Below are 19588 nucleotides of genomic sequence, written 5' to 3' on the forward strand. Positions count from 1 at the left end.
TCGACTCTCTTTCACCCCTAAAGTGGACTTTTCCCAAATCTAATAAAGATAGCTTTTTTCAGTGTGACGGCTGAGGAAATCTGTTTCTGTTTAAATATGTGTGTAGAATATGCGTCCGATCATTCATACTAGATGGTAGACACCTTCAATCTTAGGAGCCGTCTATGTTACTACAAGAAGTCAAGGAGCTGGTCTTCAAACTGCCACCGAGCGATCGCCTTGCGTTAGTGGGCGCCATCATTGAGTCCTTACAAGATCAGCCAGTTGCCAGTGGCGATCGTTCTGGTGCGATTCAGCGGATGCGAGGCTTGCTAAAGACAGACCAACCCGCACCGACAGATGAGGACGTGGCTGCAATGTTGGAAGCGCGACGGGTGGAGAAGTATCTTTAGTGAGAGTTTTAATTGATACCAACATTGTCCTAGATTTTCTGTTGCAGCGAGAGCCATTTTTTCAAGATGCGGAGTTGTTGTTTCAAGCGATCGATGCTGGGCAACTAATCGGTTATGTTACAGCGACAACACTCACGGATATTTTCTACATTTCTCGCAAACATACTCGCAGCGTTGAGCAAGCACGGCAAGCGGTTTTAGAAACGCTGACTGCTATGGTCATTTGTCCTATTGATCGAGCCGTTTTGGAATCAGCTTTCAACTCTGGTTTGGTGGATTTTGAAGATGCTGTTCAAATTTTTGGTGCAGTTGCTCAAGGGTTAGATGCGATTCTGACCCGCGATAATAAAGGTTTCTTGAGTTCGCCTATACCTGTTTTATCCATTCAAGAGTTGTTGCAGCAGTTAGGGACGTAGAATAAGGGTTAAATCGTATTAAAAACAAGATTGACAACCTTGCCAGCTCCGCAGCCACAGGCTAAGATTTTGCAAAGGTCGAGAACACGATCGCGATAATTCTAACTATGAACTACCGAAATCACATCACGATCGAACCAAATAAACGCGGTGGTAAGCCTTGTGTACGCGGCTTGCGAATTACGGTTTATGAAGTGCTTGAGTACCTAGCTTCCGAGATGACCGAAGCAGAAATTCAAGGGTGATTTTCCCGATATGACGCGAGAAGATTTAAAAGCCTGCATAGCTTATGCTGCTGACCGCGAGCGTCGGTTTATGACTGCTCCATTATCCGCATGAAATTACTTTTATAAGTTAGCCGTCAATTTTAATCTTTGGACTATTCATGAAAATCTTAACGAAATCTATTCTCTTCCTTGTGCTATTTACCAATCCGGTGCTAGCTAACGAGCTAAACAAAGCTGAAAAAGTGTTTGCTAACTATCAATCGCTTGAGCGCGCATTTGATCCAGCCGTAGCAGATCTTTACTGCGACACAGCACTGATTCGCAATGTGCGGACTTACCCAGGTGGGAGGCAGCGAACCCTGGAGTTTCCAGCACCGAAATATAAAGACCTAATTCGTGCAGTCATGCCCGTTGCAAAGGCCCGTGGTGACTATAGCACCTACTCTAAAATTGTTTATTCACTTGAAGGCAAGAGTGTACGCATTACTGCTACACGCTACTCTGTTCTGAAAAATTACTCAAGCACAATTTCGCTGCTAGTTGGAAAATGTAACAACGGTCAAACCGGAGTGCTTGAAGAAATTAGCCAGTCGCGGCCTTGACGGCTAACAATTCGTTCAAGCCGACCCCGCAGCGCGGTCGCTTAACTCAGGCGTTATCTGGTAAACACTGCCTGACCTTGGAGATGATTCGGAAGCTCTATCGAGTGTCAAATCAAAGCCCCTAACGCTTTCAATGTCGCTTTTTGAGAATTCGTCAATTCCGCCCGGCCTCGAATATTCATGCCTTCATACAGCCGATCGCCCATCAACGTCCTAATACAACATCCTGTCAGGATATCCCACAGTTTAATCGTGCGATCGAGGCCGCCACTTAATAAAATTTGACCGTCAGCGCTAAAGATGAAAGTGTTGGGCGAAGCGAAGCGTTCGATCGCACTCAACCCAACTTAAAATTTAGAAAGCAAAGTAATTAATCCGAAAGTATAAGCCTTTTTCCTGCAAAGTTCGATCGCCCGATCGAGCATTTATCAAAGGAATACCGTAGTCGAGACGCACATTCAATCGATCGCCCATCTGCCAAACCAGCCCCAAACCTGCACCCAGCAGTTTGTCGGAGTCAGGGTTCGGCTTTTCTCCTGAATGGTTCCACCCTACCCCAAAATCGATAAACGGAGCGACTTGCAACAATCCCTTAACTGCCGGGACACGCCAAACCGGGATTCGCACTTCTGCAGAGGCGATCGCACCGCTATCAGTTAACAGCAAATCTTGGCGGTATCCGCGCACGCTTTGAACGCCACCGATCCCAATTTGTTCGAGGGAAAGCAGGGGGCGATCGGCTAATTGAATATCAGAACGCACAATCAGCAAGGTTTCTGGCGCTAACAGCCGCACGTATTGGGCTTGGCCGCGCCACGCCAGAAAGCGGCTGTCAGGCCCGCTATCGTTCGCAGTAGCGCCAAACAGATTAGTACCGAGGGAGAATTGCGATCGCGCCGCGAACACTTGGCTGGAACTCCGCTGCACGTATTCTTGAAAAAACCGCACAGCCGAAACCCGGGTTTCGCCGCGATCGTTTGCTCCCGCCGAAAGCGCAAATCGTTCCCCCGACAGGAATGTATCGCTTTCTTGCCGCGAAAAACTCAGTCCCAAAGCCAAAGTGCGATCGGGCTTTTCCACAATCGGCTGACGGTAAGTTAACTCGTAAGTGCGCGATTTCCCCTCGATTTGGGCAGCATCAAACGGTTCCTCGATGATATTGGTGCTAGCAGCACTCGCAGCGAACCCAATCGTGCCATTGCGGGCGTTGACGGGGACTGTGTAGCTACCGTTGAATTCGTTGCTGCCGTCGGTGTTAGCATAAGATACCTCTAATCCGTCGCCCAAACCGAGTAAATTTGCTTGATTGATGCGAACACCGCGCCGAAAACTGCCGACGCTGGGCGATCGATTGTTGTCTGCGAACACTTCAGCGCTAAAGCTGTCTGCTTCTTTTACCCGCACTTCTAAGCGGCTGTTTTCCGGGCGGCTTCCGGCTTGCAATTCGGCGGAAATATTGCCAATTAAGGGGTCGAGTTGCAGCAGTTGCAAGGCTTCCAGCAACCGATCGCGATTGAGGGGCCGTCTGGTAGCGCGCTCAAGGCGCGATCGCACGTAATTGGAATTTAAGCGCCTGTTTCCAGTAATCACAATTTCATCTAATCCGCCTTCTACAATCCGAATTTTCACCACACCTCCCTCTCTCGGAAAGCTTTGGTTGGCGGTAATTACAGCGCCGGAATTGATGTATCCTGCGGCTACATATTTTTGAGTGACGGCTGCTTCAGCTGCGATCAGTTCCGCAAAGGTGATTTCGCGGCCCGCAAACTGTTGTGTAACTTCTGCGAGTTCGCGATCGCTAAAAGCCGTGTTGCCCTCAAACTCAAAGCCAGCGACCTTAATTGTACCCGGAATCCCCGGTCTAATTTCGCTTTCAACGGGTGTTGGCTGGGTGGGTTGGAGGGGAGACGGCGCAGGCGGTTGCGGCGGCTCAGGAGCTGGTAATTCGGGTTCTCGCGGCAAAATTGGGTTGGGCAGTTGGGCCAGATGCGAGGCTCGATCGATACCCAAATCAATTTTTTGTCGGTCAATATTTTCTTCTAGCTTTTGATCTGAGTTAAAAAGCTCGGTTTCTTGAGTTATTGTGCTGAAAGTGCGATCGGTCTGAGATGTTGCACCATTGTCAATAAGCCTTTTACTGGCGGGCAGGATGCCCACCCCACAATCAAACTCACTCGTTGTGGAACAGGCATCTTGCCTGTTCTTGAGAATGGTGTAAGATGTCACATCCACTGAATTTGCCGCAGACGGCGGCAAGTCGGGAGTTTCCGCCGCCACCGAGTGTTCTGACTCTGTGGGTAACTGCGTTGCCTCGTCTTTTATCGGCAAGTCTTCGCGTTTGTCAAAAGTGGTTTCGTTAGGGGCTAAAGCTCGATCGCCTCTGCTGCTAACTGCGGCCAAATCCTCAACATTTGAGGTCAAAATTTCAACGGTGCTAGCGGATGATTTCGCGGGTTTTGCCAACAAAACTAACCCAAAAAGGCCAGCGAATAAAAATAGTTTTTGCGAGCGACAAGCCATAGAATCTAATTATCTCGAATAATTGGGTGAAAATATTTTCCGCAATAGAGCACCCTCAAGTAAAAATCAATCTTAACAGCAAAAAAACGAAACAGCCGTCGCAGCTAACAGTTTCGGCGACGCTACAAACCAAAAGGTCGATCGACGGCTGTTCATTTCCCAAGACTTACGCACCAACCTGGTTCTTATCCGAAAAAATATCGTGTAAGTCGATGGTAAACGGTAAAAAAACCAAATTTTTTTTGTTGCAAAACCTACGCTTTCATGCTAACGCAGCGACCAGAACATTCCTGCACGCCAGGGTAAACCAGAAACCGGGTTGTGTCCGAAAAGACGCGCTACAACTGAGATATGGCACCCTTCTCAATAATCTTTTTATGAACAGGCAAGATGCCTGTTCCACAAGAGATGAATTTTCTTGTGAAACAGGCATCTTGCCTGTTCTTAATAATAGTGCAAGATGTGAGTTACAGCCTGCAGAGCCACTAAAAAACCCGGTTTCTTGGATTTTGGTGCATCATACCAAATCCGACTTTAATACCCCCTTTATTATTGAGTCCGCGTCTACCCACCTCCTGTGCGTAGACGCCGTTTCAACTGCCAAGCCCGATAAAGGGGATTTGTAACTTTGAATTATGCAGACCGGCCCGCACTAGCCGCAGCACCCATTTGGGCCCCGTCAGTCAATCCCACCAACTTAGCGCTCAACTCCCACATCCGCTCGCCTTTTTCATCATCGCGGGCCTGGGGAGAAACCTTTTGCACAAAAGACTTACCATCTTTTTTCTGGCGATTTCCCCAACTCCAATAAGCCCCAGATTGCTTGTATTCTGGATCAGCAACCACCATCGCCAGCCTTTCGCCCGCCAACTCCTGGGACACATAACCGCCGGTGATATTCTTCTGAAACAGCGGGAACAGCTTCTGAAACAAAGGATAGTGGTTGCGGAACAGCGGCGTATCCGCGACGCATCCCGGATACAGCGAAGTGAAAGTAATCCCCGTGGATTCGTGAAAGCGGCGGTGCAATTCCCGCATCGTCAGCACATTGCAAACTTTGCTATCTTTGTAAGCCTTGACCGGTTCAAACTTCTTGCCGTCAACCATCGAAATCGGGTCTTTGAAACCCGCTTCAAAACCTTCAAATTTGCCTAAATCCGGGCGCGGCGGAATCTTCCCACCCAACTCATCTGGATTGTGAGTCACAGTTCCCAAAATCACGATTCTGGCATCGGAATAATAGGAAGGCTTCATATTTTCCATCATCAGGTTACACAGCAGGAAATGACCCAAGTGATTGGTAGTCATCGTCAACTCGTAACCCTCCGGGCTCCGCAGCGGTTCCTTAATCAAAGGCATATAAATGGCCGCGTTACACACCAAAGCGTCCAGAGGCCTGCCGCTGGCCTTAAATGCGCGAGCAAACCGGCGCACGCTCTCCAAATCGCCCAAGTCAATCTCCATGATGGAGAAACTGCCTTCAGGTATGCCCAACTCGCGGGCGGCGTCTCCGGCTTTTCGCACGTCCCGACAGGCCATGACTACGTGCCATCCCTTGTCTGCGAGAGCTTTCGCGCCGTACAAACCGACGCCGGAGGAAGCGCCGGTAATGATAACCGTTGATTTGTGATTTTGTGCCATCTTGTTAAAAGCGCTTCCGCTATTGATTTTTTTCAGGCACTCAAACGCTGAGCTAGCAGCTTGGATGTTTGGAAGTACCCTATGGTTATTAGGATATGGGGAAACGTTCTCGATCTCAACTGGGAGCCTCTCACTTTTGCAGCCAAGCCCAAAAGTGGAGGCAGGAGGCACGAGGCAGGAGGCACGAGGCACGAGGCACGAGGCACGAGGCAGAAGAAGTGTTTTTACAAATAGGAGATGCTTGCTCTCAACGGCCGATGAAAATTAAATATGGCTCCAACTCCGACTTTTATTTTGAGAAACTAACCATAAATCTTTTAGGGGCGGGTTCACCATTATCTATGATGCACATACTCGGTATTTATTGATAAACCCGCCCCAACCAACTAAACTAAGAAATAGTGGCCGATTCCTGATATCTAGGGAAATCGATATAACCTTCAGGCCCAAAAGAATACCAGACGCCCATTTCAGCAGGCGGATTGAGCGGCCAACCATTAGTAAAACGCTCTACCAAGTCAGGATTGCTGATAAAATCCCGACCAAAAGCTATTAAATCCGCAAGTTTGCTGCTCAGGGCCGTTTCAGCCTGTTCTTGAGTATATCCGCAGTTGCCGACGAGCACACCTGTAAACACATCGCGAAACTCTCCTATCATCATCGGCGTGCCTAATTCGTGAAAGCCAAATGCCAGACCGTCCACCAAGTGAAGGTAAGCTAAACCATAGGCATTTAACTGCTCCGCGAAATACAGAAAATCTGCCCGATATTCGGGAGAACCCATATCATTGTAAATACCATTGGGAGAAAGTCTCACCCCTACTCTGTTGGCCGGAAATACTGTGATAATCGCCTCTACAATTTCTTTAAGAAAACGGTAACGGTTTTCAACTGAGCCACCATAGGAATCAGTGCGGTGATTGGTTTTGGTTTGTAGGAATGTGTCAATGAGATAGCCGTTTGCCGCGTGAATTTCTACACCGTCAAAACCTGCCATTTTTGCCCGTTCCGCCGCCTTGCGATAATCTTCTACAACCAGGGAGATTTCATCGGTTTCTAGAGCGCGGGGAGTTTCGTACGGCTGTTTGCCCACAGGGGTATGAATGTCTTCTCCGTTTATTTTGATGGCAGAGGCTGCAACTGGCAATTGATTGTTTTCATGAAAACTGCTGTGGGAAGCTCGTCCGCAGTGCCAAAGCTGCATGAAAATCGGCGTTTCGCGGGCATGAACCGCACTCACAACTTGTTTCCAAGCTTCGCCTTGTTCGTCTGAATAAATACCGGGCGTATTGAGCCAACCATTAGCTTGAGTAGAAACCACGGTGGCTTCTGTAATGATTAAACCAGCAGAGGCTCGTTGAGTGTAATACTCTGTCATCAAGGCGTTGGGTATCCGCGCTTCACCGGCTCTGGCTCTCGTTAGGGGTGCCATGACTACCCGATTTTTTAAGGGTAAATCTCCGATTTTGAAGGGACTGAGTAGGAGTGGAGAAGTTGTTTGATTGGTCATAATTTTGAGGTTGTCTCAACTGAAGAATCTGGGAAATTACATATAGCAACGGCCGGTGTTATGCTCCCAGGCGCAAGACATCCAAGGGTCGCCAAAATGTAAGCAATCAAACTCATCAAGCTGTTTACGAATTTGACTTTTTAGCCAAGGCTCTTCTTTGTTCAATTTTGTTAAACTCTGGAGAGTATGGCGGTAAATATAATAGTCTACACCCTGCTGTTTGAATCAATTCCTGAATCCGACCACTTTTATCAAAAGTGAGATTATCCATCACCACTACCTGTGTTGTGACAAGTGTGGGAAGTAAACTTGTTTCCGGCTCAGAAGGAGTCAGGAGAAGAATACCCTCTTTTCTCCTGTCTCCTCCTCTGCTGAATACTTCCGAAAGTTTCAATCCCTGATAGGGTTTTAGGTTGTTTCCGGCTTACAAGACTTTGCTAAACTCACCATGCAAATTGCGTTTCAATCCCTGATAGGGTTTTAGGTTGTTTCCGGCCGCTAATCCGGGAACGGCTTTCTGGAGTCAGTGAGTTTCAATCCCTGATAGGGTTTTAGGTTGTTTCCGGCAATGCTAGCGAGACAATAACAGCTAATCCATCTCTGGTTTCAATCCCTGATAGGGTTTTAGGTTGTTTCCGGCCTTCGATATAGGCTCGGTCGTTTTGATAGTTGCCGTTTCAATCCCTGATAGGGTTTTAGGTTGTTTCCGGCATAAGGCGATCGCTAATTCCTCTGTTTTTGTGCGTTTCAATCCCTGATAGGGTTTTAGGTTGTTTCCGGCTTATAATGAGGCACGGAATTACAATAAAGCAGAAGTTTCAATCCCTGATAGGGTTTTAGGTTGTTTCCGGCTTTCCAAGCTCTTACCTGGTTTCAGGTTCAAGAGGAAGTTTCAATCCCTGATAGGGTTTTAGGTTGTTTCCGGCGAGAGGAACGGGCGCAACTGGTGCAACTAGAGGGTTTCAATCCCTGATAGGGTTTTAGGTTGTTTCCGGCGCAATTGCTATTTCCGATCTGCGGGTAAAAACTGAGGGTTTCAATCCCTGATAGGGTTTTAGGTTGTTTCCGGCAGACAAAAAAATGGTCTGCCAGCCCCGTAAACCGTGTTTCAATCCCTGATAGGGTTTTAGGTTGTTTCCGGCTATCTCGATCATGGTTGCAACTAGGCTAGATTTAGTTTCAATCCCTGATAGGGTTTTAGGTTGTTTCCGGCAATTCTTACAATGTCTAAACTCGTTTATACAGTAGTTTCAATCCCTGATAGGGTTTTAGGTTGTTTCCGGCTAGAGCGGGTTTTAGTCGGTGTTTTTGTACCAGGTTGTTTCAATCCCTGATAGGGTTTTAGGTTGTTTCCGGCCTGGCAGGCGATTAAACTTTCGATAGCTTTATCTTTAGTTTCAATCCCTGATAGGGTTTTAGGTTGTTTCCGGCTACCTGTCCCGACTTTTGCTCTGTCGGGAATTGATGTTTCAATCCCTGATAGGGTTTTAGGTTGTTTCCGGCTGTCGCTGGAGCCGTCAAAATAACATCTTTGATTTCGTTTCAATCCCTGATAGGGTTTTAGGTTGTTTCCGGCGCTAGAAGAGTTAGCCATGCAGGGGTTTCGTAAAAGTCAGTTTCAATCCCTGATAGGGTTTTAGGTTGTTTCCGGCGCGGCGGATCGGTTGATGGATTTAGCAGAGATGGTTTCAATCCCTGATAGGGTTTTAGGTTGTTTCCGGCAGTTATCACGGGTAACGCCGCAGGCTTAAATCATTTAGTTTCAATCCCTGATAGGGTTTTAGGTTGTTTCCGGCCAGCGTCCCGGTTCATTTGTGGCCTGCCAGCAGTCAAGTTTCAATCCCTGATAGGGTTTTAGGTTGTTTCCGGCACAAAGTAAAATCTGCAACAGCGCCCGCAATCGGTTTCAATCCCTGATAGGGTTTTAGGTTGTTTCCGGCTTAGAACTTGCTGCTGTGAGCACCCGAATCAAAGTTTCAATCCCTGATAGGGTTTTAGGTTGTTTCCGGCGCGACCAACGCGACCGCCAGAATGGTTACAAATGTTTCAATCCCTGATAGGGTTTTAGGTTGTTTCCGGCCCAAAAAACCCGGTTGTTACACCGGGTAAATATGCAGGGTTTCAATCCCTGATAGGGTTTTAGGTTGTTTCCGGCATGGCTCTGTGCCACAGGCCTACTAAGCGAGCCGTTTCAATCCCTGATAGGGTTTTAGGTTGTTTCCGGCATTTTTTTTTGAGATAGTGACGGTAACACCAGAGTTTCAATCCCTGATAGGGTTTTAGGTTGTTTCCGGCGCAAGATTGAGATAGGATTAGGGCCGGATGGCAAAAAGTTTCAATCCCTGATAGGGTTTTAGGTTGTTTCCGGCCAAAATCCCAGCAGCCGTTCACTACTTCAAAAATGATGATGGTTTCAATCCCTGATAGGGTTTTAGGTTGTTTCCGGCTTTGTAGCATGGCCCGCAATGTGCCGACTACTTAATAGTTTCAATCCCTGATAGGGTTTTAGGTTGTTTCCGGCACACGCCGCCACCTTCTCAGGATTCTCAGAATTCTCGTTTCAATCCCTGATAGGGTTTTAGGTTGTTTCCGGCTTGCTGGCATTAAGTATGCTTGGAATATGCCGCGGGAGTTTCAATCCCTGATAGGGTTTTAGGTTGTTTCCGGCTCAAAACCCATTCTAGCTAAGGGTTACAGCCCTTGTTTCAATCCCTGATAGGGTTTTAGGTTGTTTCCGGCTAAAGATCCCTTTTTTAGGAAGTTACATCCAAAACTGTTTCAATCCCTGATAGGGTTTTAGGTTGTTTCCGGCATGAACTCAATCACGTCGGCGGATTGGTCTGAGTAGTTTCAATCCCTGATAGGGTTTTAGGTTGTTTCCGGCTCAAATTTCTGGTAATAAGCGAAATCGAATTTGTGTTTCAATCCCTGATAGGGTTTTAGGTTGTTTCCGGCGATAATAGAATCGACTACCACGGCGGGCAATTTTGTTTCAATCCCTGATAGGGTTTTAGGTTGTTTCCGGCTTTAACTGGAACCTCGACAGACTTAACACCTTCAGGAGTTTCAATCCCTGATAGGGTTTTAGGTTGTTTCCGGCTCGACCCCTACCTGGATGTAGAGACTTTTAGAGATCGAAGTTTCAATCCCTGATAGGGTTTTAGGTTGTTTCCGGCGCCGGGCCCTGCGGATCGGAGTAGCTCTTACCAGAGTTTCAATCCCTGATAGGGTTTTAGGTTGTTTCCGGCTTTTCTCGCAGTCCATGTCCTGCGGTAGAGGCGTTTCAATCCCTGATAGGGTTTTAGGTTGTTTCCGGCTTCAGCAACCTTGACCTTTGCCGGCCTGTCTCCAAGTTTCAATCCCTGATAGGGTTTTAGGTTGTTTCCGGCGATGAAGAAGGGCGGGGCGGATGTTATCAGTATGTGTTTCAATCCCTGATAGGGTTTTAGGTTGTTTCCGGCAGTTCGCCAATATCTAGATCCTGATAACATAGGGTTTCAATCCCTGATAGGGTTTTAGGTTGTTTCCGGCGTGGTTTGAGCTTTGGGAAAAAGGCTTTCCCGATTTGTTTCAATCCCTGATAGGGTTTTAGGTTGTTTCCGGCCCTCTGGGACTGTGTTGTCATATCATACCATACTATAAGTTTCAATCCCTGATAGGGTTTTAGGTTGTTTCCGGCGGGGATTGATTCGGGTGCGTACCGCGTCCCCAATCGTTTCAATCCCTGATAGGGTTTTAGGTTGTTTCCGGCTTGATGCAGGTCGCGTTCGATTAGCCGTCGATCTATAGTTTCAATCCCTGATAGGGTTTTAGGTTGTTTCCGGCATAATTGGCAAAAAATAGGCGCGGGTGGACAGGTCTGGTTTCAATCCCTGATAGGGTTTTAGGTTGTTTCCGGCATGGAGCGTGAAGGCAAGCGCGACGCGATGCTGAGTTTCAATCCCTGATAGGGTTTTAGGTTGTTTCCGGCGCGGCGAATGTCATGCAGTCGCATCACTTTACTTTTGTTTCAATCCCTGATAGGGTTTTAGGTTGTTTCCGGCACAGGTATCCAGCCTGCAAGGGTTGGTCGATTAACTCGTTTCAATCCCTGATAGGATTTTAGGTTGTTTCCGGCTGAAGCGAATTAATTCTGCCTGATTAGCGTAAGCGTTTCAATCCCTGATAGGGTTTTAGGTTGTTTCCGGCCGTACCGATTCCCTACGTCAAGCACAGCAACGACTAGTTTCAATCCCTGATAGGGTTTTAGGTTGTTTCCGGCTTGTTGTATCCAAACACGGAAGCGGAGATATGAGGGTTTCAATCCCTGATAGGGTTTTAGGTTGTTTCCGGCCCAGTCCATCTGGTATTCGATAGGCCTATCATTAGTTTCAATCCCTGATAGGGTTTTAGGTTGTTTCCGGCCCGTACTTAGCCAAAAATCAAGTTAGAATTCTTGAAAAAAATGTTTCAATCCCTGATAGGGTTTTAGGTTGTTTCCGGCCGATTTAAAGTTGTTAAAGAATGTTTAGTACAATATAGTTTCAATCCCTGATAGGGTTTTAGGTTGTTTCCGGCGCGGGGTAAACGTCCTCTAGTTAAGGGGTGGCGGTTTCAATCCCTGATAGGGTTTTAGGTTGTTTCCGGCTATTAGAAACAGTGCAAGCAGAATCTGCTGCCGTGTTTCAATCCCTGATAGGGTTTTAGGTTGTTTCCGGCGTGAATGATCTAAATAATGGCAGGCCGATCGCAGTTTCAATCCCTGATAGGGTTTTAGGTTGTTTCCGGCATTTACAAAGTGATTGGTAAAGCTGGCTTTCTTCCAAGTTTCAATCCCTGATAGGGTTTTAGGTTGTTTCCGGCGTTTAGGGGCTGGTGAAGGATTCGCTTGAGTAGGGTTTCAATCCCTGATAGGGTTTTAGGTTGTTTCCGGCACATATCGCAGCAGATGCGATCGTCACGGTAGAGTTTCAATCCCTGATAGGGTTTTAGGTTGTTTCCGGCTCGCAGTGCGATTCTGTTAAACCTGGACTCCTATGTTTCAATCCCTGATAGGGTTTTAGGTTGTTTCCGGCTCCTAACCGCTCACGGAGTCAACCCAGAAACTTTGTTTCAATCCCTGATAGGGTTTTAGGTTGTTTCCGGCATGTTTGATAGTGCCGTAGTATTCGTTAATTCGTTTCAATCCCTGATAGGGTTTTAGGTTGTTTCCGGCAATGCTGACGTTTCTGAGTTGCCCCCACCTGCTGCGTTTCAATCCCTGATAGGGTTTTAGGTTGTTTCCGGCCCAACCGCGTGACACAGCCCCCTCACCCCTACCCTTTGAGCCAGTTTCAATCCCTGATAGGGTTTTAGGTTGTTTCCGGCACCGTACCCGCTATCACGGTCGGAATGCTCATAGTGTTTCAATCCCTGATAGGGTTTTAGGTTGTTTCCGGCTTACAGGATTTATCCCCCTTGCGGGAGGGTGGCGTTTCAATCCCTGATAGGGTTTTAGGTTGTTTCCGGCGCGATCGCCTCCACTGACAGATTGGGCAATGCCGGACTCGACAAGTTTCAATCCCTGATAGGGTTTTAGGTTGTTTCCGGCAGTCGAAAGGATGCTGAGATTCGAGAGCAAATCTAAAGGGTTTCAATCCCTGATAGGGTTTTAGGTTGTTTCCGGCGCATCATTAGTGGACAGAAAACACTAAACCATCCATGTTTCAATCCCTGATAGGGTTTTAGGTTGTTTCCGGCAGCAACAAACCACGCTGCAACATTAACAAACTTTTTCGTTTCAATCCCTGATAGGGTTTTAGGTTGTTTCCGGCATAATGCCGCCAGACATTGGCCCGGTGACGAGTTTCAATCCCTGATAGGGTTTTAGGTTGTTTCCGGCTAATTGACATAGAAAGCCGAAAAAACATTTTATAAGTTTCAATCCCTGATAGGGTTTTAGGTTGTTTCCGGCATCGGCCACAGTGTAACCCCAATCGAACCCAAAGTAAGTTTCAATCCCTGATAGGGTTTTAGGTTGTTTCCGGCTTTAGCTTTTCAGTGTTTGATAATTTACGGCGTTTCAATCCCTGATAGGGTTTTAGGTTGTTTCCGGCTTCCCCTTTATCTGTTGGTGGGGGTCTGCTAATGGCAGTTTCAATCCCTGATAGGGTTTTAGGTTGTTTCCGGCTAACGGCCGTCCCCTGACCGCCCGCATCGATCCAGTTTCAATCCCTGATAGGGTTTTAGGTTGTTTCCGGCTTGTATTCGGCGAATTTCCACCCGTCCGAGGTATTGGGTAGTTTCAATCCCTGATAGGGTTTTAGGTTGTTTCCGGCAAATTGAGCTTTTACTGGCACTAGCCATGCAGGCTGAGTTTCAATCCCTGATAGGGTTTTAGGTTGTTTCCGGCCCTTGACTGTTTGCTTTTTTCTCTCCATAAGTGACAAGTTTCAATCCCTGATAGGGTTTTAGGTTGTTTCCGGCGATAACGCTTCAAGAATTTTTTCAACTCTGCAATGTTTTGGTTTCAATCCCTGATAGGGTTTTAGGTTGTTTCCGGCACATTAGAAATAGGATTGGGTTATCGTGTAGGTGTTTCAATCCCTGATAGGGTTTTAGGTTGTTTCCGGCTACAAGCAACAATCACCGAGGTAGATAGATATGATGGTTTCAATCCCTGATAGGGTTTTAGGTTGTTTCCGGCCGCCGGGGTCTGGGAGGCTTGAAATATAAGGTTTTCAAGGTTCAGTTGCGTCTGACTGCAATAAATATACCGTTTCAGCGATCGCCCTGTCAAGAGGGCAAAATTCAAATAGACCTCAAACTCTCTCCCAGTAAAGCTTTCAGCCTTTGCGTCTGACCCGCATGAGGTACAAACCACCGCAAACCCAGTCCTGGTAAAGCTCTGAGCCATTAAAATTCACCCCCTCCGTTCTACACCCACAGCCAGACGCAAAATCACACCATAAAGATCGTAGTATCCAGCGGTGCCCGGCCGCCAATCCGCTCGATCTTGCCCTGACAGCAAGCGCACAAATAGTGAAACATGATGCTGTCTTCTTCCGACTTAATCACCCTACTCAGACGTTGGCGCATCCGGGCATACTGAGTATCCGTCACCTCGCAATGAAACACCGAATACTGCTTCCATTCACCATAAGACTTGAGAATCTGGTGAATCTTAGTGCGGCGCTTGTCCTCTGATATATCGTAGCAAACCAAAACAAACATAACTTTATTGCCCTCCCTATTTCAGAATCAAAGGTGGATACTTATCAACTTCACCCATCAAATACTTAGCCATCAACCGCCCTTGAATTTCAAAAGCTTCTTGATAAGTACACAACTTTCCCATCACAGGATGCTTAAACTTTGACTGCTTCTTTTCTTCGTAAAGTCGCAAAAAATTGTGCAGCGCTTCTTTTGTCAAAGAAACCGCGCCACTCAACGGTTCTGCCGTAAAATCATTAGGCGAAACTTTCTGCAAATTAATCGCCTTCAACACTACAGCATCAACTACCAAAGGTCGAAATTCTTCCATCAAATCCAGCGCTAAGGAAGGACGCCCATAGCGCTCAAAATGCAAATATCCCAAATACGGATCGAATCCCACAATATTCACTGCACTTTGAACATCGTGCCGCAGCAGAGAATATCCCAAACTTAACAGAGAGTTTACCGGATCTGTAGGCGGACGGCGGCGCCGAACTTCAAAGCTAAATTCCGGCACGCGAATCAGCCGATTGAAGCAGCCAAAATAAGTCGCACTACCCGCCCCCTCTAATCCTCGCAGAGAATTAATATTGGAAGTTTTATCAATAGAGGCGATGACTTGTTTCAATTGGGCGATGGGCTTTTCAAATTCCTGGGGAGAATATTTGCGCTGACATTCTAACAAAGTATGGCGGTAATTCTTGAGCTTTCCCCGTACAAACCCCCTAACTAAATGCACTGCCTGTTCCGATTCCCCAGCCGCTTGCCACTGAGCTTTTCGCACAAAGATATTTTTCGTCATTTCCGGTTCCAACCTCCCCAAATAACGTCCGTTTACTGTCAAAAAACTCAAAGGAATGTGACGTTCCAACAGTTCCACAACCACAGCCGGCGAAACTGTAGCGCGTCCCAATGCAACTACGCCATCAATCTTAATTAATGGCACGTCCAAGAGATTTTTTTTATCAGCTTTAACCGTCAGACGTTCATCGACTTTGCCAATAAAAGCATCTTCTTGAGTAATGTAAACTGTTCCCATTGTGAAATCTCCTATTTGCAGATTAACTTGCTTCTTGATAGCGGTTGACTTTGGCGGCAGCTTGGGGCAGACATTGGGAAAAAAGACTGCATCCCTTACACCGAGGGGTGTAAACTGGTAAAGGGATATTTCCCGATCGCCAAAGAGCACCGACTTTTTCAATAGTTGCGATCGCATCCTGTCTCAAACCCTCAGAAATCTCGACTAATTGCCGCTGATGCGACTGCGCGTAATACACATATCCAGTCGCAATAGTTTTCCCTGTCATCTCCTCCAAACAAAGCGCTTGGGCGCAAACCTGCAACTCGTCGTTATCCCATTCCCCCTTCCGGCCGCGCTTGTATTCCACCGGATAAATCTCACCCTCTGCCGACTCAATCAAATCCGATTTCCCAATCAGTTTGTAGCGCTCGGATTTCAGCCAAATCGCCCGAACCTGCCAAGTTTCATCGCGATTAATCTCGCCCATCGTGTGAACGCGATCGTGCAAATTTGTCCCTTCAATGGTATACTGATTATCGGTGAATTCTCCCGCACAAGACATCCGCCAACAGCGGTGAGGACAGTAAGAATACTGGTTGAGAGTTGCGATCGAAATGTAATCAAAATCGTTCATAATTTTGATGGTTTGTAAGAAATTAGTAATTGGGAATTAGTTATCCGCCAGTTTCCCAGGGGTTAAAACCTTTAATTTGGCCGTGGGGGCAAAAGAATTTGAGGAATTAGTGATCCGCCCGTGATCCGCCAGTCCGCCAGGGGTTGAAACCCCTGTCTCATAGCTAAAGTCGGTTGAAACCGACTGAAGAAGTAATTTAATCATTGATGATATTTTGAGCTTATGGGTAACAGTAAGCACCAAGATTGAAACCGACTGAAGAAGTAATTTAATCATTCATACTTGCAGTCCTCTTAAGAGGACTTTAGCTTTGAGGCAGGGGTTTCAACCCTTGCCGGACTATCGGTTTTACGTTCAGTTATCAAGAACTCTTATTAACAACAATCCGCCGAGTCATTCCCATCCCCATCGGAGTTTTCCTCCCCACCCCGCAGTAAACAGCAAAATCAGCCAAAGCATTAATTTGCTTAATCACTAAAGGCTCCACATCTCCCAAAATCCGATAACTAACCTCCCCAACCATGCCGACAAAATCGCTTTGATAGTTAGTCAATCTTTCACTTTTGATATTGACAAATGTCGAAAAAAGTGCATCGAAGGACTGATCGGGAATTGCGATCGGGCTGTACTTATTCCACCGACTGAGGAGACTGTTAAAAACGCAGTCTCTAGTAGGAATCACCGAATCAAATTTTCCCTGTCGAAAGGTAGTAGGAGTCGCAAAACTGAAGGCAATTAAGCGATTAGTTTCGGAAGCGCGATCGTACAATTGAGAGTAATCGCAAGCATTAGCCCAAGGCTGATCTACTTGGGGCGTTCCCAGAATCTTAGTAATCATCAAATCGGCGGGGTCCAGATGCCACGGCTTCGAGGGATTGAGATTCAGCCAAAGATTAGTTAATTTGCCGAATAAAGTGTCATCAAGCAGAGTAATCCGCCACCAACAGAGGGTATGTTCTGGAATCGGTTTTGTGTGTTCCCATTGCAGGAAATGGTGTTTTTTGAAAGGGCATTTTTTAGTTTGCAAAGGGCTGAGGGTGAAGGATTTTTGGGCGGTGGCATCGTGGAGGCGATCGCCGAGTTTTTTGTCAACGGAGCTCACGAGGGTGAGAAAGAGGGCGTGCAGGTGTCTTCCGGTGAGGTATCCGGGGGGAATTGGGGCCAGGGGGAGGATGTTGAGGACTAGGCTGTGCGGCATATTTGGTTAATGGTTGGTGGTGTTGATTAGGGTGCGATCGCTTTTAAGTCGTCTCCTCTAATGCCTTGGTGTATGTAATAATTACTGATTTTTTCTGACCCGTGTTGCCATACTGATATAATAATTTTTCATCAAACCCCTTTGTTTTCAGCTTGATGAAAACTCCCGGCAGTTCTACAAAACCTAGTTCTGGGTTATAGGAATATTCGGGATTGGCATCTGGCATAAATGCACCATCATTGGTTTGATTTATTTTGATGACAATTTCTTTTTGATAGGCAAAGCCCCAGCGTAAACCGCGCATTTCCCAGGATGTATTTTCTTGGTCATAGTAGCGTTCGCAAACATGAGTATTGGCATACTGATTGATATTGTCTTTTTTGATGGTTAAACGGTCAATTGGCACTGTCACTTGAGGCATATTTTCAATTTTGTCGCCATGAGTTCCATCGTCATAAACTAATGTTGCGGATGGTGTCCAACTCCGAGTAACAACTAGCCCTTTTTCGTGAGCGGGTTGACAAGTTAAGTCAGCACTGTAAACATAGTCATGGAGCATCGAGAAGAGTTCGACTACTCGGTAGTCATCAACTTGTTGCGATCGCGTGATATGTTCGGCAATTTTATGGCTGTCAAAGCTTTCTAATTGCTGAAGAGTTTCTTGATAGTCTTGCCATTCAGCTTCCTCCAAAGTTTGAGCATAAAAAGGGATACGACTGCCCTCAATTTTACCGAGAACAATTACCTTAGCATCAGGAAAATTCCCTTTCCGATTACAGCGCCCTGCTCTTTGAATTAAGTTTTCAGGTGGGCAAATTTCGGAAATAAGAACCTCACTATTCAAGTCACATCCAACTTCAATTGCGCTGGTGGTAATGAGAATATAAGGTTGAGCCTTATCATCTCGTTGTTTGAGTTGGGTATAGACCTCTTGCCTGACTCGATGGTCTAGACGACCGTGGTAAAGGTATAGTTGTTTATATTCTGTATTTTCAGTCAGTTTCAACTTATCTGAAAGTTGCCCATAAATAGCAACGGCATCTCTAACAGTTTGAACCACGGTAATAATTTTGCAATTCGATTTAGATTGCCATTCTTTAGTTACCGTTTCACAAATCCGTTTTTGAAAAGGTTCAGGATTTTCAGAGTTGCGCTCGATGTCGTTAATCCATTCAAAACTTCTTCGATTGAGATAAGGCTGTTGTAAATGTTGTTTCTGGAAATTAATCAACTGTTCAGCTTTGACCGAATCATCGGCAGTACCGATATAATCGATCGTTTCTAAATAATCAAAGCGATAGATGTATTCCTGTGGCATTGTAGCAGTCATTAAAACGAGCGATCGTCCAGCTTCATAAAGTGACTTTACTAAACTTTGAAAATTGGTAAATGCTATCTCATCGTAACTGTGAGCCTCATCAAAACAGATGATAGTTTTTTCATCGCCTGTTTTGTCCCGGTGAATCCTCAAGGGAAATACAAAAGACTTTTGCTTGTCCCCAAAGGCAAAATAGCGGTAGAGAAATTTGTCCAATGTGGTTAAAATGACATCTGCCTTGTACAGATGCCGTCTGGGATTGTAAGTTCTCGGTTTAGGTTCCTCTTTTCCATTGCGATAAACCCAGCGTTGCATTTGAGAACCCGTATCGATGACTAAAGAGATTTCACGGTCGGGATTCAGCTCAGAAAAACGTTTTAAATACTTTTCTATTCGCTGTTTTTGGTCTTCTATTAAACTCCTAGCAGGTAGTGGCAAAATTAAACGACTATTTTTTGATAATGCCGGAAATAAAATCGCTTCAAACTTTCCAGAACCCGTAGGAGATTTGAGCAAAAAAGCTGGGTTGTCTGTCTGTTCAATTACCTCAAAAATCATTTTTTGCATAGGGTTAGGTGCAAATCCAGCTAACTGCTGATACCAAAACTCACAATCTCGATTTTGAAACTGCTTGTTTGACAAGTAAGGTTTGAGCGTAACTTTTCGAGGTTCTGCTTTTTCTGGCTGACCTTGCTGCTTTTGCCACCATTGTTTAGCAATTGCGTCTAACTTTTTCCCTAAGTCAACATCTCGATTTTCTGTGCGACATTTTTTCAAATCAGCCTTGTCATCCTCAGAAAGACAAAACAACCAATAGTCCAGAAGTGTTGAATGATAGGAAAAGATTGCTAAAATTGGTCCAACAATGTATAATTGCAGAGTTATAAATTATTAATAATCAACTGAAATGCTATTTTCTAACTTCCCCAAAATTGT

At 46.1% G+C, this 19588-nt stretch carries 14 protein-coding genes, 1 pseudogene and 1 CRISPR repeat array; of the genes and pseudogenes, 5 read left to right on the forward strand and 10 right to left on the reverse strand.

Features of this window, described 5'->3' with window-relative positions; genetic code table 11:
• Positions 1–164 precede the first annotated feature (164 nt).
• The 4 genes and pseudogenes from QUA34_RS19915 to QUA34_RS19930 all read left to right on the forward strand — a co-directional run bounded on the left by QUA34_RS19915 (position 165) and on the right by QUA34_RS19930 (position 1637).
• A complete protein-coding gene (locus QUA34_RS19915) occupies positions 165–392 on the forward strand; it encodes a hypothetical protein (RefSeq protein ID WP_333389005.1) in 228 nt (75 codons plus the stop codon).
• Positions 392–808: a PIN domain-containing protein gene (locus tag QUA34_RS19920; RefSeq protein WP_333218637.1), complete on the forward strand. Its 417-nt coding sequence runs from the start codon at positions 392–394 to the stop codon at positions 806–808. The genes QUA34_RS19915 and QUA34_RS19920 overlap by 1 nt, the downstream gene beginning before the upstream one ends.
• 107 nt (positions 809–915) lie before the next feature.
• Positions 916–1147: pseudogene (locus QUA34_RS19925) on the forward strand (DUF433 domain-containing protein).
• A 46-nt stretch (positions 1148–1193) separates the two neighbouring features.
• The gene (locus QUA34_RS19930) at positions 1194–1637 is read left to right on the forward strand and encodes a hypothetical protein (protein ID WP_333200967.1); all 444 of its coding nucleotides are present in this window, start codon (positions 1194–1196) and stop codon (positions 1635–1637) included.
• Positions 1638–1744: 107 nt separating this feature from the next.
• Here QUA34_RS19930 and QUA34_RS19935 read toward each other — a convergent pair whose 3' ends face one another.
• Positions 1745–1978, reverse strand: coding sequence for a hypothetical protein (locus QUA34_RS19935; protein ID WP_333389006.1), 234 nt, complete (start codon positions 1976–1978; stop codon positions 1745–1747).
• Between the two features lie 13 nt (positions 1979–1991).
• On the reverse strand, positions 1992–4157 hold the full coding sequence (locus QUA34_RS19940) for a ShlB/FhaC/HecB family hemolysin secretion/activation protein (RefSeq protein WP_333389007.1): 2166 nt from the start codon (positions 4155–4157) through the stop codon (positions 1992–1994).
• Between the two features lie 26 nt (positions 4158–4183).
• On the opposite strand from QUA34_RS19940, the gene QUA34_RS19945 reads away from it, so the two are divergent.
• A complete protein-coding gene (locus QUA34_RS19945; RefSeq protein WP_333389008.1) occupies positions 4184–4783 on the forward strand; it encodes a hypothetical protein in 600 nt (199 codons plus the stop codon).
• A gap of 7 nt (positions 4784–4790) precedes the next feature.
• Here the strand turns inward: QUA34_RS19945 and QUA34_RS19950 are convergent, their stop codons facing one another.
• From QUA34_RS19950 to cas3, 8 genes are all read right to left on the reverse strand, one after another.
• Positions 4791–5798 (reverse strand): protochlorophyllide reductase, encoded by a 1008-nt coding sequence (locus tag QUA34_RS19950; RefSeq protein WP_333038163.1) that lies wholly within the window; start codon positions 5796–5798, stop codon positions 4791–4793.
• A 391-nt stretch (positions 5799–6189) separates the two neighbouring features.
• Entirely contained in the window at positions 6190–7308 is a 1119-nt protein-coding gene (locus tag QUA34_RS19955) for an alkene reductase (RefSeq protein WP_333332638.1), read from the reverse strand.
• Positions 7309–7432: 124 nt separating this feature from the next.
• A complete protein-coding gene (locus tag QUA34_RS19960) occupies positions 7433–7585 on the reverse strand; it encodes a transposase (RefSeq protein WP_445242833.1) in 153 nt (50 codons plus the stop codon).
• Between the two features lie 110 nt (positions 7586–7695).
• Positions 7696–13972: a CRISPR direct-repeat array (repeat unit 37 nt; unit sequence GTTTCAATCCCTGATAGGGTTTTAGGTTGTTTCCGGC).
• Positions 13973–14226: 254 nt separating this feature from the next.
• Positions 14227–14499: a CRISPR-associated endonuclease Cas2 gene (gene cas2, locus QUA34_RS19965; RefSeq protein ID WP_333332667.1), complete on the reverse strand. Its 273-nt coding sequence runs from the start codon at positions 14497–14499 to the stop codon at positions 14227–14229.
• A gap of 16 nt (positions 14500–14515) precedes the next feature.
• Complete coding sequence (gene cas1d, locus QUA34_RS19970; protein ID WP_333389009.1) at positions 14516–15520, reverse strand: type I-D CRISPR-associated endonuclease Cas1d; 1005 nt, start codon at positions 15518–15520, stop codon at positions 14516–14518.
• A gap of 22 nt (positions 15521–15542) precedes the next feature.
• On the reverse strand, positions 15543–16136 hold the full coding sequence (cas4, locus tag QUA34_RS19975) for a CRISPR-associated protein Cas4 (RefSeq protein ID WP_333389010.1): 594 nt from the start codon (positions 16134–16136) through the stop codon (positions 15543–15545).
• A gap of 361 nt (positions 16137–16497) precedes the next feature.
• Positions 16498–17334 carry a CRISPR-associated endoribonuclease Cas6 gene (gene cas6, locus QUA34_RS19980; protein WP_333389011.1) on the reverse strand — a complete coding sequence of 279 codons (837 nt, stop codon included), beginning with the start codon at positions 17332–17334 and terminating at the stop codon, positions 16498–16500.
• Positions 17335–17377: 43 nt separating this feature from the next.
• Positions 17378–19429 (reverse strand): CRISPR-associated helicase Cas3', encoded by a 2052-nt coding sequence (gene cas3, locus QUA34_RS19985; RefSeq protein ID WP_333389012.1) that lies wholly within the window; start codon positions 19427–19429, stop codon positions 17378–17380.
• Positions 19430–19588: the final 159 nt, after the last annotated feature.

This window comes from Microcoleus sp. POL10_C6, assembly GCF_036701585.1.
Taxonomy (GTDB): Bacteria; Cyanobacteriota; Cyanobacteriia; order Cyanobacteriales; family Microcoleaceae; genus Microcoleus.